11 protein-coding genes are annotated in these 15,216 nt (G+C 66.2%); 4 read left to right on the top strand and 7 right to left on the bottom strand.

The features are described 5' to 3' along the window. Positions 1-40 precede the first annotated feature (40 nt). The 7 genes from AC1RMD_RS09675 to AC1RMD_RS09645 form a co-directional block, all read right to left on the bottom strand. Positions 41-1,561, bottom strand: coding sequence for a carboxylesterase/lipase family protein (locus AC1RMD_RS09675; protein WP_492926020.1), 1,521 nt, complete (start codon positions 1,559-1,561; stop codon positions 41-43). Positions 1,562-1,727: 166 nt separating this feature from the next. After that, positions 1,728-2,444: a PEP-CTERM sorting domain-containing protein gene (locus tag AC1RMD_RS09670; protein WP_492926018.1), complete on the bottom strand. Its 717-nt coding sequence runs from the start codon at positions 2,442-2,444 to the stop codon at positions 1,728-1,730. 91 nt (positions 2,445-2,535) lie between these two features. After that, the gene (locus AC1RMD_RS09665; RefSeq protein ID WP_492926016.1) at positions 2,536-4,215 is read right to left on the bottom strand and encodes an alkaline phosphatase family protein; all 1,680 of its coding nucleotides are present in this window, start codon (positions 4,213-4,215) and stop codon (positions 2,536-2,538) included. Between the two features lie 94 nt (positions 4,216-4,309). Next, positions 4,310-7,867 (bottom strand): pectinesterase family protein, encoded by a 3,558-nt coding sequence (locus AC1RMD_RS09660; RefSeq protein ID WP_492926014.1) that lies wholly within the window; start codon positions 7,865-7,867, stop codon positions 4,310-4,312. A 28-nt stretch (positions 7,868-7,895) separates the two neighbouring features. After that, positions 7,896-8,504 carry a VPLPA-CTERM sorting domain-containing protein gene (locus tag AC1RMD_RS09655; RefSeq protein ID WP_492926012.1) on the bottom strand — a complete coding sequence of 203 codons (609 nt, stop codon included), beginning with the start codon at positions 8,502-8,504 and terminating at the stop codon, positions 7,896-7,898. Positions 8,505-8,735: 231 nt separating this feature from the next. After that, the gene (locus tag AC1RMD_RS09650) at positions 8,736-9,254 is read right to left on the bottom strand and encodes a GNAT family N-acetyltransferase (protein WP_492926010.1); all 519 of its coding nucleotides are present in this window, start codon (positions 9,252-9,254) and stop codon (positions 8,736-8,738) included. Further along, a complete protein-coding gene (locus AC1RMD_RS09645) occupies positions 9,242-9,802 on the bottom strand; it encodes a helix-turn-helix domain-containing protein (RefSeq protein WP_492926009.1) in 561 nt (186 codons plus the stop codon). The genes AC1RMD_RS09650 and AC1RMD_RS09645 overlap by 13 nt, the downstream gene beginning before the upstream one ends. A gap of 139 nt (positions 9,803-9,941) precedes the next feature. Here AC1RMD_RS09645 and AC1RMD_RS09640 point away from each other — a divergent pair, with 139 nt between their 5' ends. The 4 genes from AC1RMD_RS09640 (at position 9,942) to AC1RMD_RS09625 (ending at position 15,205) form a co-directional block, all read left to right on the top strand. Next, positions 9,942-11,507 (top strand): S53 family peptidase, encoded by a 1,566-nt coding sequence (locus tag AC1RMD_RS09640; RefSeq protein WP_492926007.1) that lies wholly within the window; start codon positions 9,942-9,944, stop codon positions 11,505-11,507. Between the two features lie 167 nt (positions 11,508-11,674). Next, positions 11,675-12,289, top strand: a complete 615-nt coding sequence (locus AC1RMD_RS09635) for an EF-hand domain-containing protein (protein WP_492926005.1) — start codon at positions 11,675-11,677, stop codon at positions 12,287-12,289. A 168-nt stretch (positions 12,290-12,457) separates the two neighbouring features. Then, positions 12,458-14,020, top strand: coding sequence for an efflux transporter outer membrane subunit (locus tag AC1RMD_RS09630; RefSeq protein WP_492926003.1), 1,563 nt, complete (start codon positions 12,458-12,460; stop codon positions 14,018-14,020). 39 nt (positions 14,021-14,059) lie between these two features. Next, positions 14,060-15,205 carry an efflux RND transporter periplasmic adaptor subunit gene (locus AC1RMD_RS09625; protein WP_492926001.1) on the top strand — a complete coding sequence of 382 codons (1,146 nt, stop codon included), beginning with the start codon at positions 14,060-14,062 and terminating at the stop codon, positions 15,203-15,205. Positions 15,206-15,216 lie beyond the last annotated feature (11 nt).

Genomic DNA, 15,216 nt, shown 5'->3' with positions numbered 1-15,216 from the left:
TACAATAAAATACAAACTAAGTGGCGGTTTCGATTTTTGCTTATTTGGTTTCCCGTTGCTGGTCCTGGAAAGCGTGGTGGGCGTCGTCGGTGGCGCTCATCGCGGCCGACGGCAGGTCCAGCCGCATCAGGCGGGAGCCCTTGCCGTTGCTGGCTCGCGGCCATTCCGGCAGGCCGGCGCCGTTGGGGTTTCCGGTCTTGATGAAGTTGGCGAAGTAGCCCTGCATCTGCGTCGACAGCGCGTGGTCGTCCGCAGTCCATGAATAGACTTTGTTCGCTTTCAGGTTACCCAGCGCGTATTCGATTTCGACCGAATGGCCGGCGCCCGTCTGGCCCGGACGCGGGTGCGAATAGTAGTAGCGATAGACCGGTTGGCCGCTGGTGCGCGCGTGCGTGTCGATCCACTTCCAGGTGCCGTGGGCGATGAACAGGTCGCCGGCGAGATCGGTCGCGGCCTGCATGACGTCACCGCTGTAGGCATGCTGCGCGGCCGGTGCGCGCTCGCGGTACATCGTTTGCAGTATCTTGCTGAAGTTCGCCGGCGTCGGTTCGGCTTCGCCCAGCACCTGCTTGTAGTAGCCCTCCTGCGAATTCCATCCTGCCAGCAGCGGCACCTTGGCCTGTTGGCCGGCGGCGTAGGTATCGAGCGGGCTGCGTGGCAGCACGTAGCCGTCCTGGATATCGGCGAACCACGGCGCGTCCGGCCGCTTCAGGGTGTCGAGCAGCAGCTGGGCGGGCATGGCGCGCAGCGCGGCCAGCTTGGGCGCGCCGATTTGTGCGGCGAAGTCGGCGCCTTTCTTTTCCGCGACCGCCAGCGGTGGCGGGGCGTTCAGACCGAGCAGCGAACCGCTTTCGCCGATGGCGCCGGCGATCAAGCCCTTGGCCAACGGCGACATCATCTGCGCGCTGACCGACCACGAACCGGCCGATTCGCCGGCGATGGTGACGCGCGCGGGATCGCCGCCGAAGGCCGCGATATTCTTCGCCACCCATTGCAGCGCCGCCGCCTGGTCCATCAGGCCGTAGTTGCCGGAGGCCTTGTGTGGCGATTCGGCCGTCAGTTCGGGGTGGGCCAGGAAGCCGAAGATGTTGAGCCGATAGTTGACGGTCAGCGTGACGATGCCTTGGGCTGCCATGCTGGCGCCGTCGTAGCGCGGCTCGGAGCCGTCGCCCGCCGCGAAGCCGCCGCCATAGAAGTAGACCAGCACCGGCAGCTTCTCCTTGGCCGTTTTGGCGGGCGTCCAGACGTTCAGGTACAGACAGTCTTCGCTGATGCCGTCGGAGCGGAACACCATGTCGTCGAACAGCGGCAGCTGCATGGCGCGCGGGCCGAAATGATCGGCCTTGCGCACGCCCTGCCATTTCTGCGCCGGCTGCGGCGGCTTCCAGCGCAAGTCGCCGACCGGCGGCGCTGCGAACGGTATCCCTTTGTACGATTTGACGCCGGAAGCCTCCAGGGTGCCCTCGACCACGCCGCTGGCGGTGGTGGCGCGCGGCGCGGCCGCGAAGGAGGGCGCGGCGATCGCACCGAAAGCAGCCAGCAGCAAACTGTATTTGTTCATGTCGTCGTCATCGAAGTTAAATGTCGACGCCTACTATAGCTGGAAGCAGTTCCACCTGCGATAACTTATTTGCGATTTGCCATACCGATCTGGACTACCCCTGGGAGTATGCGCATCGACTGCGGGCGCCACATGGCGCCCGCAAAACTTTCGAGGCGAGATCAGATCAAGCGCGGCGTGCGCGGCGGCGCGCCAGGCCGATCAGGCCCAGGCCGCCGAGCATCATCGCGTAGGTTTCCGGTTCCGGTACGGCGCTGATGGTGCCGTTGACGGCGAACGGCAGTTCCACCGACAGGCCGCTGGCGGATTCTTCCAGCGTGGCGAAGGCGCCGCCGCCGGTCGATTGTGCGGCGTTGCCTTCACGGGCGTCGGACGTAGGCGGCTGCCATGGACCGGAAGCCGCGGTGCCTGCCAGGCCCCAGGTCAGCCAGTAGTGGCCGGAAGCCAACGTGATATCGGTGATGTCGGCATTGACCGTGTAGATGGCGCGCTGCTTGTTGGTGAGCGTGGATTCGGTGACGCGATAGCCGGCCAGGCCGCCATTGGTCACGCCAGTGGTGCCGGAGGCAACCACGGTACCCGTATTGACGTCGCTACCCGAGACGATGCTCCAGGTGGCCGTGGTGAAGCTGAAGCCATTGGCGCCGGTCTGGTAGCCAAAGAAGTTCAGGCTGGAGACATTCCATTTCTTGCCCGCCGTGACGTCGAAATCGTCGGCCACGAAATTGCCCGCACTGCTTTGGACACCGAAGCCGTAGGTGCCGGCGTCCGGTGCGATCACGGACACACCGGTGGCATCAACCACCGGGCCGTTGTTGTACAACTCACCGGCGTTGGTGACACCGGCTACCAAAGCGAGTACTGCGAATGCGATTTTGTTCATCATTTCCCCATCTCTGTTGTAAGAGATGTAAAAATATCATCGATTCGTCACATTGCCAAGAAAATATTTCAAATATGTCAATAGCATTCGATCATCGTAGTGTTTCAGTCAATACCCGGCCTTCGGCGCCGGCCGGTGGCCGCACGTGCAGCAGATGGGCCAGCGTCGGCGCGATGTCGACCACTTCCGCGTACTGGCCGTAGGCGCCCGGCTTGATCCAGCGTTTGCCCATGATCATCAGCGGCACATTGGTGTCGTAGGCGTACGGCGAACCGTGCGAAGTGCCGCTGGTGCCGGTGCCGAAGTACCAGTAAGGCTTGGCCACCACCATCAGGTCGCCCGAGGCCTCGCGGTTCCAGGCGCGCCGCATCAGCGTGGCGATGCGGGTGGTGTTGGCGGCGCCGCTTTCGAGCTGGGTGCGGGTGTAGGCTTCGACGATGCCGTTCTGCGCCAGCAGGAAGCGGGCGGCGGCGGTTTCCACTGCTTCGCGTTGCAGACCGCGCTGGTCGATTTGCGCGTAGTCCAGGTGGATGTTGGGCAGCGACCACGCGCTCAGCAGCTTGGCGCCGCCGAATTTCTCCGACAGGTGCTTGTCGAGCGCGTTCATCAGCTTGTCGCCGTCGATGCGCTGGGCGTCGATGTGCTGGGTCCGGGCGAACTCGGGGGTGTTCGGGAAACCGTGGTCGGCGGTCAGCACCACCAGCACGTTGTCCATGCCGACCCGCTTGTCGAGGTAGTTGAAGAAGTCGCCCAGCATGCGGTCCACGCGCTGCAGGTGGTCGTGCGACATCTTGCTTTCCGGGCCGAAGGAGTGGTTGACGTAGTCGTGCGCCGACAGGCTCACGCCCAGCAGGTCCGGCACGCCGGCCGGATTGCGGCCGAGGTTCTCGCCTTCCACCGCGGCGCGCGCGAAGTCCAGCGTCAGCTGGTCGAGGAAGGGGCCGGTTTTGAGACTGTTGTAGTAGCCGGCGTCGATCTCGCCGCTTTCGCTGTAGTAGGCGTAGGGCAGGCGGTTGTGGGCGCCCGGCTTGACCTGGTTCAGGTCTTCGCTGGCGTCGCCGGCGTAGGCCGCTTCAGGCAGCAGCGGCGTCCACGACTTGCCGTAGTAGCGGTCCTGCGGCTTGCCGGCCTGGTATTGCTGGACCCAGGCCGGATGCGCCTTCATGTAGAAGGTGCTGCTGGCGAAGTTGCCGCTCTTGTCCATGTACATGTAAGCGGTGCCGGTTTTGCCCGCCAGCAGAATCGCGCCGCGGTCCTTGCCGGAGACGGCGACCACCTTGCTGCGGCTGCCGGTGGCGTAGCGCAGCTGGTCGCCCAGCGTGTCGACCTTCAGGCGGGTCGGCGCGGTGCCATCGCTCGGCTTGGTCTCTTCGTTGATGTAGGTATAGTTGGTGTCTTCGGTGCAGTACACCGATTTCTTCGTGACCGGGTCGATCCAGTTGTTGCCGATGATGCCGTGCACATAAGGGTAGGCGCCGGACAGCACGGCGCTGTGGCCGATCGCGGTGACGGTGACGCCGTGCGCCTGGTGCGCGTTGCTGAACGACGCGCCCTGGTCCAGCATGCGACGCAGGCCGCCCTGGACGCCCTGGCCGAACTGGTCGCGATAGCGCAGCACCTGCTCGTTCGGCAGGCCGTCCACCACCAGCACCACCACCAGTTTCGGCTGGGCCGGGGCGCCGGTGGCGGCGGGAGCGGCGGCATGCGCGGCGTTCAGCGCAAGGCAGGAGGTCGCGATTACGAGTGCGGTCAGAGACAGTTTCTTGGTCATGTTGGGTCGTCGTCAGGTTGGAGGGATCGTGGGCGCATAGCCTACCATGCGCCCGCGATATCCTACCCCATCCTTGTGACGGCTCGATGACAAACTATGGTTGCGGGTTCCAGCCGGCGCCGCCGTTGTAGGCCGCGAACACCTTGGCGCGGTCGGCGAAACCGGCAGCGACGTCGCTGGCGCTCAGCTGGAAACCGCCGACGCGCGCCGCCAGGTTGATCGGCGCGCCGGCCAGCGTGGTGCTGCCGTATTCGCGCCAGCCGCTGGCGGCGGTGGGCACCACCGGGTTGGGCGCGGGCTGGCCGTTCACGCCGGCGGCGGCCCAGCCCACAGTGGCCACGTGCGCGTCCATCCGGGTGTTGATGAAGGCGACGTTGTCCCAGGTGGCGCTGCCGCCGGGGCTGCGCGCCAGGTAGGTCGCGCCGGTCGGCACGTCGCCGTGCTGCGGGCCGGGACCGGCGCCGTGCGTCAGGCTGCTGTTGAGGAAGACGTAGCCCTTGTCGCTGGCGTTGGCCACGCGCGCTTGCAGCACGTAGCCGCCGCTGCCGGCGTTGGACGTGTCGCCCACCGAGCGGATCTCGCTTTCCTCGAACAGCGCGGCGCGGCTGCTGCCCCAGATGAAGTCCACATTGCCCGCCACCAGCGCGTGGTAGAACCAGGCGTAGCCTTTCAGGTTCAGCGTGTCCTGCTCGCTGTAGAAATTGGTGTTCTTGGCCAGCAGGCGGCCACTGTCGCTATTGAAGTAGATCGTTTCCGCCTGGGCCGAAATGGCGCCCGAGCGCAGCGTGGTGTTCTTCAGCGTCAGCGTGTCGAGGGTCAGCATGTCGGCCGCTTCGACCAGCATCACGGCGCGGCCGCCGGACGGCGTCGAACTGTCGCCGTTGGCCTGGCTGCCGCCGGAGCCGGTGTTCAGCGTGTCGTGGTTGGTGTACTGGATCACGGCGCCGTCGCGGCTTTCTCCCGTCAGCGTGACGTTGTGCTTGCCGCGCAGGTAGAGCAGCTCGTTGTAGGTGCCGTTGCGCACGGTGATGGTCAGCGGGTCGTTGGCGGCCAGTTCCTTCATCGCGTAGTTCAGCGCCGCCTGCACGGTGTTGAAGTCGGCATCGTCGGTCGCGCCCACGGTCAGGCTGCTGCTGCCGGCGGCCGGGCCGGCGGCGCGGGTGGTGAACGACCAGTCGCCCAGTTTGCCGATGCCGGCGAACGGCACGCCGCCTAGCTTGGCGCCGTTGAACACGCCGTTGGCGACGGCGACGTAGTACTCGGTGCCGTAGGCCAGCTTGTTGCTGTGCGGTTTGATCGTCACCGTGTTGCCGTTGATGGTGACCGGCGTGGTGTTGACCTTGCGGATGGCCGGCTGGCCGGCATAGCCCAGGATGTCGGTCTCGCCGGACAGGCGTATCACATCGACCAGCGCGTCGTCGGTCTTGCGGAAGATGCGGATGCTGCCGCTGTTGCCCAACGTCGGCGGAGTGTCGAAGGTCAGCTTGAGCGAGGCGTCGATATTGGCGCTGCCGGTGTTCGAGGGCAGGGCGGCGCCGCTCAGCGGATAGGTCTGCGTCGGCTGCACGAACTGCGGGCTGATGGTGGCCGCGATGGTGCGCTGCAAGGTCGGATCGGATTCGCTGGTGACGACGACGCTGGCGCTGCCGGCGCCGACCGGCGTGATCGTCAGCACCGTGCCGTTGACGGCCACCGCCGCCACCGCCGGGTTGCTGGAGCTGGCGCTGAAGCCGTCCAGCGAGCCGTTCGGCTTGACGGCGGTGATGTTGACGCTGAGCGGCGCGTCGCCCACTTCAGCCGAGTAGCTGGGCGAGGACGGGTTGAGCGTCAGCTGCGAAGGCTTGAGCGCCGGATCGCCGATGCGCACGTCGTCGATCTGGAACGATTTGTTGGCGGTGTACAGGCCGACCCTGCCACGCTCCGCGAAGGCGGCGTCGGTCACGGTGCCCAGCGCTTCGCCATCGAGGTAAATGGTGAGCGAGGTGCCGATCATTTCAAAGCGCACCGTGTAGAACTGCGCGTCCATCGCGATCGGCTTCTTCACCTGCTTGGGCCGCGACAATGAGCCGGCCAGCATCCTGGCGATTTCCACCTGCGTGCTGGCGGTGCTGCTTTGCACATTGAGGCCGCCGCCGTACCAGTTGGTGGCATCCTTGTAGCGGGTGACCAGGTACAGCTGCTTGTTGCCGGTGGTGCTGTTGGTCAGGGGCTTGATGCGAGCCTCAACGTAGTAGTCGGCGGACGGCACGCCGCCCATGGCCGCAGGCTTGAGCAATGCCAGCACGCCGCCGGTGGTGGCCGCCGTATACTGCATCACCATATTGGCGCCGCCCACGTTCTCGGTCTTGACGCTGAAGCTGCCGTTGGCGCCGGCCACCGGCAGCAAGTCCCAGTTGGCCGCGCTGCTGGTCTGGAAGTCGTCGCAGAAGTACAGGCCGGACGGCGGGCAAGTCAGCATCACGCTGACATCGGGCGTGACGTTGCCGCTGCCGCTGATGGCGGTGGTCAGTTTTCCGCCGCCGGCCTGCGCCAGCGCGTTGGCCTTGACCAGCGCCAGCGGCCGCGCCGCGTAGGCATAGGGCACGGTGTAGGCGACGCTGTTCGGGGTCGAGCAGCCGGCCAGCGGCGCGCCGTTCAGCATCGAGCCGCTGTCCTTGAAGGCGCCCGCCACGGTGCCGCCGATCGGCTCGACCACGTCGTCGCAACGGATAGTACCCGGGCCGGCGATCTCGAACACGTTGTTGTTGGACCGGATCTGCGCCGCCTGGCCCACGCCTATGCTGTACTCGTACGGATAGGCCGGATGCGATTTGCTGCCGACGAAGTAGTTGTTGTACAGGTGGACCTGGCCGTAGCGCACGCGCGGCGCGCGGCTGACGATGTCGCGGAACACGTTGTTGCTGAAGCTGATGTGCAGCTTGCCGCTGTCGGCGCTGGCGTTGTCGCTGGAGCCGATCAGGTTGTTCTTGCGGTGCTGGCCGAAGACGTTGTACGACACCGTCACGTAGTCGGAAGCGTTGGTGATGTCCAGCGCGCCGTCGTGGCATTGCCTGGGCTGGCCGTTCTCGACCGTCAGCAGGTCGTCGGTCATGGCGCCGTCGGTGAAGGTGTTGTGGTCGATCCAGATGTGGTCCGAGCCGCTGATGCCGATGCCGTCGTAGGCTGAGTTCCAGTTGCCCAGCGCGCCGTCGGTCGGATCCCAGATCGGGCCGACATCGCAGGGGTTGACGATCTTCAGGTTGCGGATGATGACCTGCGAGACGTTGGCGACGATGATGTGGCCGTTCACGATGCCCGACGCCGCGCCGTCGCCGATCAGCGTGGTGTTGCTGGGCAAACGTATCAGGCCGCGTATCGCCTGGTCGCCGGTGTTCGCGTAGGGCACGCCTTCGCTCATGTCGATGGTGCCGCTCAGCTTGATGATCTTGGGCGCGGCGCCGCCATGCTTGATGGCCGCCAGCAGCTGCACGCGATTGGTCGCGGTGTAGATGTTGGACGACAGCGCGGTGGCGCCGCCGCTGGTGCCGCCGGCCATGGCGGCAAAGCCGTCGGCCGGTGCGGCCTGGAGTGCGACGTCGGGCGCTGCCGCCTGGGCGGACAGCGATAGCAGAAGGGACAGGCGTAGCGCCGCCCTGAAACCGTAGCGTTTCATATGGTGCTCCTTGGGTTGTGAGGGCGGTTTAGTGCTGCGGCTTGCGGCGGCGGGCCAGTGCGCCCAGGCCGGCCAGTCCGGCCAGCAGCGTCCACGCGGCGGCCGGTTCCGGCACCGGCATGGCCTGCAGGACGATGGCCGTTTCCAGTGCGTTGAAGTCGCCGTTCCAGTTCACCGCGCTGAGGTCGATGGCGATGGTGTGGCTGTTGACGATGGTCAGCACCGGCGTGCCGCTGGTGGCGCCGCTGTCGACGATGCTGAAGCCGGCGATGGCGGCCGCGAGTGTCGTGCCGAAATCGAAGGTCGCGCTGTAGTTGCCGGCGCCGATGGCGCCGTTGTTGAGGATGGTCAGATGGCCGTTGGGCGCGAAGTCGAACGCCAGCAGGTAGTCGACGCTCAGGAATTCCGCGCCGGGATTGTTGGGATCGAGGCCGCTGACGTTGCTGCCCGGCTCGGCGTTGAAGCCGTGGTCCAGCCCCAGCATGCCGGCCGCATCGCCGTTGTAGCTGGCGCTGATGACGGCGTTGTGCAGCGGATCGCTTGCCGCCTGCGCGCCGCCGCCGGCGAGGGCTAGGGTGAGGACGATGCCGGCGGCGGACGTGGCGGCCGCCACGGCTTTGACTAGTTTGATGTGCATTTTTGTCTCCAGATATTGAGTTGCATAACGCCGGTCTGCGCCGGTCGCCGGTCGGCACACCTCGCGTATGCCGTGCCACCGCGAGGAGGGCGTGGGGAACGCCGAGCTCATGGTTGGTCAAAAATCTGTGTAATGCGGGAAGAGGGTGAGGCTGTGTTTAATTGGTCAGCCAATTCTACGGTGGCCTGACCAATTAATCAAGGTGGACTGTCCAATAAGGTGGCGCGGCGGTCACAAGCGCAGGTGCATGAAGGTGGTCGGACCGAGCGTGCCGTCGGGCAGGGCGGCGTAGTCGGGCACCACGCCGGTCACGGCGAAGCCCAGCTTTTCGTACATGGCCTGGGCCGGGAAGCCGGTGCAGGTATCGAGCACCAGCAGCTTGCAGTCCAGCGCCCGCGCCCGCTCCAGCGCGTGCCGCATCAGCGCCTCGGCGATGCCTTGCCGGCGCGCGCCGGAATGGACCAGCATCTTGGATATCTCCGCCCGGTGGCGGCCGTTGGGCAGGCCGCACAACACCAGTTGCACGGTGCCGCACAACGCGCCGTCCGCGCCGTGCGCGACGAACAGCAGGCGCTCGCCGCTGTCGACCTGCGGCGCCAGCGCCAGCCAGAAGGCCTGCGCCTCCGCCAACGGACAGGGCAGCAGGAAGCCGATGCTGGCGCCGTGCAGCACGCAGTCGCGCAGCACCTGCGCCAGGTCAGATGCATGGCGGCGCAGGCCGGCGCCGTCGAGTTGTTTTATGGTGGGCATAGGGCGATCAGGTAGCGGGCCGGCGACGGCCCAGGGCAGGAAAAGCGGGTGGCGCCAAACAGGTGGAAGCGCAGGCAATCGCCCGCTTGCAGGTGATGGGTGACGCCGTCGAGCGTGTAGTCGAGCGCGCCTTCCAGCAGCCACAGGTGTTGCTCCATGCCGGGCACCGAGGCGCTGTCGTAGTCGATGCGGGCGCCCGGCGGCAGCCAGCCTTCCACCAGTTCGACGCCATAGCCGCGCGCCGGCGGCGACACCATGCGGCGTTTGAAGCCGGTGTCGGGGTCTTGCCACAGCACCTGGTCGGCGGCGCGCAGCAACTCGCCCGGCTGGGATTCGGCCGCGGCGATCAGGCGCGACATCGGCAAGCCGAACACGCTGCACAGTTTGCCCAGCAGGGCGGCGGTGGGGCTGTTCTCGCCGCGCTCCAGGCGCGACAGCGTGGCGCGGCTGATGCCGCTGGCGGCGGCCAGGTCGTCCAGCGACAATCCGCGTTCCACGCGCAGGGCGACCAGGCGCAGGGCCAGGCGGGATTCGATATCGTTTCTCATAAATGAGAATATATCTCCATTATGAGATTGTGACAAGGTGGGTTCAGGCATTTTTATCAGCGGCTCCTCTGCGCTGCATCAATCGCGCGGTTGTCGCGGCCAGTATCTTTTGAGAGCAACCAATCAAAAGGAGTTTACGATGGCAACGACATCCCACCCCCATATCATTCCCGGCAGCGGCCAGTTGGCGTTGCAGGGCGCTGTCGCGCTGGGTCCGGTTGCGGACGAGCAGACCATAGAAATCACGGTGCGGCTGCGCGCCGCGCCCGACCGCGCGCCGCTGGACCTGCAGGCGGCCACCGCCGATACGCAACCGGTCGCGCGCCAATACCTGAGCCGCGAACAGTTCGCCCAGGCCCATGGCGCCAGCGAGGCCGACATCGCCGAGGTCGAGGCCTTCGCGGCCCAGCGCGGCATGGCGGTCATCAGCAGCAACGCGGCCCAGCGGCGCGTGGTGCTGGCCGGCACGGCCGCGCAGATGAACGGCGCCTTCGGCGTCCAGCTGGAAGAGTACGAATACCCGGACGGCAGCTATCGCGGCCGCATCGGCGAGCTGAGCGTACCCGATGCGCTGGCCGGCGTGGTCGAGGGCGTGTTCGGGCTGGACGACCGGCCGGTGGCCACGCCCAAGTTCCAGCGTTTGCAGGCGGACGGCTTCGCCTCGGCGGCGGCGGCCAATATCGCGTTCTCGCCGCCGCAGCTGGCGCGGCTGTACAACTTCCCGCAGGGGCTGGACGGCAGCGGGCAGTGCATCGCCATCATCGAGCTGGGCGGCGGCAGCCGGTCGCGCGACCTGCGGATCTATTTCGGCGAGCTCGGCTTGCCGGTGCCGCGCGTCAAGTCGATCTGCATCGACCACGCCAAGAATCGTCCCACCACCGCCAACAGCGCCGATGGCGAAGTGATGCTCGACATCGAGGTGGCGGGCGCGGTGGCGCCGGGCGCCCTGATCGCGGTCTACTACGCGCCCAACACCGAGCGCGGTTTCCTCGACGCCATTACCGCCGCCGTGCACGACGCCGTCAACAAGCCCTCGGTGATCTCGATCAGCTGGGGCGCGCCGGAATCGGCCTGGACCGGCCAGGCCATGACCGCCTTCGAGCAAGCCTTCGCCGACGCCGCCGCGATGGGCGTGACCGTCTTGTGCGCGGCCGGCGACAACGGCTCCACCGACGGTGTCGGCGACGGCGCCCAGCACGTGGACTTTCCGGCGTCGGCGCCGCACGCGCTGGCCTGCGGCGGCACCCGCGTGTTGTTGCAGGACGGTGGCGGCGCGCACGAAACCGTCTGGAACAGCGGCCCCAACAGCGCCACCGGCGGCGGCTACAGCAGTTTCTTTGGCGCGCCCGACTACCAGCAGGGCGTGGTCAACGGCCATGCCGCGCGCGGCGTGCCGGACGTGGCCGGCGACGCCGATCCGGCCAGCGGCTACAAGGTGCGGGTCGACGGCCAGAACCTGGTGTTCGGCGGCACCAGCGCGGTGGCGCCGTTGTGGGCCGGCTTGCTGGCGCTGATCAACCAGCGACTGGGTCGTCCCGTCGGCTTTTTGCATCCGCTGCTGTACGGTTCCTTGCAGGGCCGGGGCGTGACCAGGGACGTTACGGACGGCAACAATGGCGCGCAACAGGCGACGCCCGGGTGGGATGCGTGCACGGGTTGGGGCTGTCCCCATGGGGAAAAACTATTGCAGGCCTTGAGTGATTGATTTCGCAAATCGAAACAATTCTCTGACGCAAGTTTCGCATGGGAAAAACACACTTTTTCGCTCTACAGGCCGCTAAAAATGGTGATTGTTGCCAATTCCTTGATAGAATGACGGGGTAGAAGTTTTTTTGCTCGACAGTTCCATGCGTCGTCAAACAGGAGTCGATTATGATCATGGTGAACAACATTGGTGGTGCTTCCCTTCCTGCGGCCGTGGTCGCGGAGAAGACGCTTGAGCCGAAGAAAAACGCCAGTTCTGTACCCGAAACCAATGCGGACTTGAGCGCGTCGGTAGCCGCTTATCTGTCCCTGCCTGGTTTCAATTCGCCGGTGCAAAACGACCCCGTCCCGACCGTCAACGGGGCCGACAAAGCCAGCGCCGTCGTCAAGGCCGTGGCGGAGTCGGACGACGATGGCATGAAGCTGGCATTGAAGCAATTCGACGAGGGCTTGAAGCGCCTGGTGCAGCGACCGGAAACCCAGTTTTTCCAGGCCAAGTTCGGCCTCGATGCGAGCGCCGACAGCCATAACAATCTGGTGGCGCCTGATCCCTTGCCTGGCGTCGATGAAAATGGCGTGCTCAGCAGCGGCAAGGTCGACATGGCCGCCGACTCCAACAAGGACGGCAAGATCAGTCCCGAAGAGCTGCGCCGCTACCAGATGCCGATCACCTACCGCAGCAGCGAGAGCGCGGCGGATTCCCTGGTCAACGGCCCATCGGCCTTTTCGCTGACCGAAGCCAACCGCGCCTACGGCGTGGTGGCCACCGCAGAAGCCGCCTGATCCATCCCCACAGCTTGCTCTAGAACGGGCTTCGCCTTTACGGCGGAGCCCGTTTTTTTTCGCCCAGCAAGTTTCGTGGCGCGAATGTCATACAAAAAACACACTCAGCACGTAAAAAATGCGAATATGTCAGGCAAAAGTGCAGTTCAGTTAACCTTTTGGTCTGGCATGACCCTTCAGCGGGAGTTTTTTGTGAGAAAACAGAACTTCAGGCAGCTCCGCCGGCAATCCTTGCGTGCAGGCATGGCGGCGCTGGTCGCGGCGGGACTGGGCGCTTGCGCCCTCGGCCCCGAATTCAAGACCCCGGCCGCACCGGCCTCGACGGGCGAGCGCTACACCCCGACGCCGCTGGCGGTCCAGACGGCGGCATCGCCCGGCGTCGGCGGCGGCGCCCAGCAGTTTGCCATGGGGCAGGACATTCCGGCGCAATGGTGGACGGTGTTCCGCTCGCCCGCGCTGGACCAGCTGATACGCGGCGCACTGGAGCACAACCCGAATATGGCGGCGGCCGAAGCGGCGCTGCGCCAGGCGCAGGAAAGCTATAACGCCCAGTCCGGCAGCCTGGTCTATCCCACGGTGAACGGCCAGCTGGGCGTGGCGCGCCAGAAGGTGGCCGAGAGCGGCGGCAACAACGGCGGCGTCTTTAACCTGTACAACGCCTCGGTCAACGTCGCCTACACGCCGGACGTGTTCGGCGCCACCCGGCGCACGCTGGAAGGCGCGCGCGCCCAGGTCGATTACCAGCGCTTCCAGGTCGAGGCAACCTACCTGGCGCTGAGCGCCAATGTGGTCACCACCGCCATCCGCGAAGCATCGCTGCGGGCGCAGCTGAAGGCCACGCAGGAAGTGCTGGACGCCCTGAACCAGCAGATGGGCGTGATCGAGAAACAATTCCAGTACGGCGCCGTGCCGCGCAACACTTTGCTCAGCCAGCGCAACCAGGCGGCGCAGATCGCCGCCACCTTGCCGCCGCTGGAAAAGGCGCTGGCGCAAAGCCGCCATCAACTCTCCGTGCTGGCCGGCAAGCTGCCGAGCGAGGCGGGCATGCCCGAGTTCGACCTGGCCTCGCTGACCTTGCCGGTATCGCTGCCGGTGTCGCTGCCGTCGGCGCTGGTGCGCCAGCGGCCCGACATCCGCGCCAGCGAAGAACAGCTGCACGCGGCCAGCGCCGCGATCGGCGTGGCGACGGCGGCCCAGTATCCGCAGTTCACGCTGAGCGGCAGCTACGGCTCGTCGGCGCAAACCTTCAGCAAGCTGTTCGACGCCGAAACCACGGCCTGGAACCTGGCCGCCGGCCTGACCGCGCCCATCTTCAACGGCGGCGCGCTGAGCGCCAAGCGGCGCGCGGCGGAAGCGGCCTACGACGTGGCGGCGGCGCAGTACCGCGCCACCGTGCTGGCGGCGTTCCAGAACGTCGCCGACAGCCTGCGCGCGCTCGACTCCGACGCGGCCGCGCTCAAGGCCCAGTCCGAAGTCGACGCGCTGGCGGCCGAATCGCTGGCGCTGGCCACGCAGCAGTACAAGCTGGGCGGCATCAGCTACCTGGTGCTGCTGGACGCGCAGCGCAGCTACCAGCAAGCCCACGTGGCGCTGGTGCAGGCGCAGGCGGCCCGCTACGCCGACACGGCCGCGCTGTTCCAGGCGCTGGGCGGCGGCTGGTGGAACCGCGGCGGCGGCGTCCCGGCGGCCACGGCGGTGTCGGCGGCCGCGCCCTACGGCGGCGCCAAGTAAGCACATATCAAACAACACTAAAAAGCAGGAGAACGATTCATGACCAAGCGTATGTTCATCATGATAGGCGGCGTCCTTTTATTGATCGCCGTGCTGGCGTTCGGCAAGTATTTACAGATTAAAAAAATGATCGCCAGTTCGCCCAAGCCGACCGCGCAGGTCGTCACCGCGATCAAGGCCAGCATCTCCGAATGGCAACCGCAGCTGACTTCGGTCGGCACGCTGGTGCCGGTGCGCGGCGTCGACGTCACCACCGAGATCGCCGGCCTGGTGCGCCAGGTGCGCTTCAAGTCGGGCGACGAGGTCAAGGCCGGCCAGGTGCTGTTCGAGATGAACGCCGATGCCGACATCGCCCAACTGCGCGCGCTGCAGGCGGCGGCCGACCTGTCGGCCTCGGTGCTCAAGCGCGACAAGCTGCAATTCGCCGCCCAGGCCATCAGCCAGGCCCAGCTCGACAACGACGACGCCGACCTGAAGAGCCGCAAGGCGCTGGTGGCGCAACAGCAGGCGCTGGTCGACAAGAAAACCATCCGCGCCCCGTTCGCCGGCAAGCTGGGCATCACCGCCATCAATCCCGGCCAATACCTGAACCCCGGCGACAAGCTGGTGACCTTGCAAACCATCGATACCGTTTATGTCGATTTCTTCATCCCGCAGAAACAGCTGGCCGGCCTGTCCATCGGCCAGAAGCTCAGCCTGACCAGCGACGCCTATGCGGGCGTGGCCTTCCCCGGCAAGGTCACCTCGATCAGCCCGAAGGTCGATGCCGCCACCCGCAACGTGCAGGTCGAGGCCACGGTGCCGAACGCCAAGCGCCAGCTGCTGCCGGGCATGTTCGCCAACGTCAGCCTGGACCAGGGCGACCGCAAGAAATACCTGACCCTGCCGCAGACCTCGATCACCTACAACCCTTACGGCTCGACCGTGTTCGTGCTGGCGCCGCCGCCGGCCGACGCCAAGGACACGCTCAAGGACGACAAGGGCAACGCCCACCTGGTGGCGCAGCAGGTGTTCGTCACCACCGGCCCCACGCGCGGCGACCAGGTGGCGATCCTGACCGGCGTCAAGGAAGGCCAGACCGTGGTCACCAGCGGCCAGCTCAAGCTGAAGAACGGCACGCCGGCCGTGATCGACAACAAGGTGCAGCCGGCCAACAGCCCGAATCCGACGCCGCAGGAACACTAAGGGAATCCGCG

Source organism: Duganella sp. GW822-FHT06D06 (assembly GCF_058799615.1).
This window is presented reverse-complemented; position numbering and strand designations above follow the sequence as displayed.

Coding starts and splice junctions, on each gene's coding strand:
- AC1RMD_RS09675 (WP_492926020.1), bottom strand. CDS start 1,561: ATGAACAAATACAGTTTGCTGCTGGCTGCTTTCGGTGCGATCGCCGCG.
- AC1RMD_RS09670 (WP_492926018.1), bottom strand. CDS start 2,444: ATGAACAAAATCGCATTCGCAGTACTCGCTTTGGTAGCCGGTGTCACC.
- AC1RMD_RS09665 (WP_492926016.1), bottom strand. CDS start 4,215: ATGACCAAGAAACTGTCTCTGACCGCACTCGTAATCGCGACCTCCTGC.
- AC1RMD_RS09660 (WP_492926014.1), bottom strand. CDS start 7,867: ATGAAACGCTACGGTTTCAGGGCGGCGCTACGCCTGTCCCTTCTGCTA.
- AC1RMD_RS09655 (WP_492926012.1), bottom strand. CDS start 8,504: ATGCACATCAAACTAGTCAAAGCCGTGGCGGCCGCCACGTCCGCCGCC.
- AC1RMD_RS09650 (WP_492926010.1), bottom strand. CDS start 9,254: ATGCCCACCATAAAACAACTCGACGGCGCCGGCCTGCGCCGCCATGCA.
- AC1RMD_RS09645 (WP_492926009.1), bottom strand. CDS start 9,802: ATGAGAAACGATATCGAATCCCGCCTGGCCCTGCGCCTGGTCGCCCTG.
- AC1RMD_RS09640 (WP_492926007.1), top strand. CDS start 9,942: ATGGCAACGACATCCCACCCCCATATCATTCCCGGCAGCGGCCAGTTG.
- AC1RMD_RS09635 (WP_492926005.1), top strand. CDS start 11,675: ATGATCATGGTGAACAACATTGGTGGTGCTTCCCTTCCTGCGGCCGTG.
- AC1RMD_RS09630 (WP_492926003.1), top strand. CDS start 12,458: ATGACCCTTCAGCGGGAGTTTTTTGTGAGAAAACAGAACTTCAGGCAG.
- AC1RMD_RS09625 (WP_492926001.1), top strand. CDS start 14,060: ATGACCAAGCGTATGTTCATCATGATAGGCGGCGTCCTTTTATTGATC.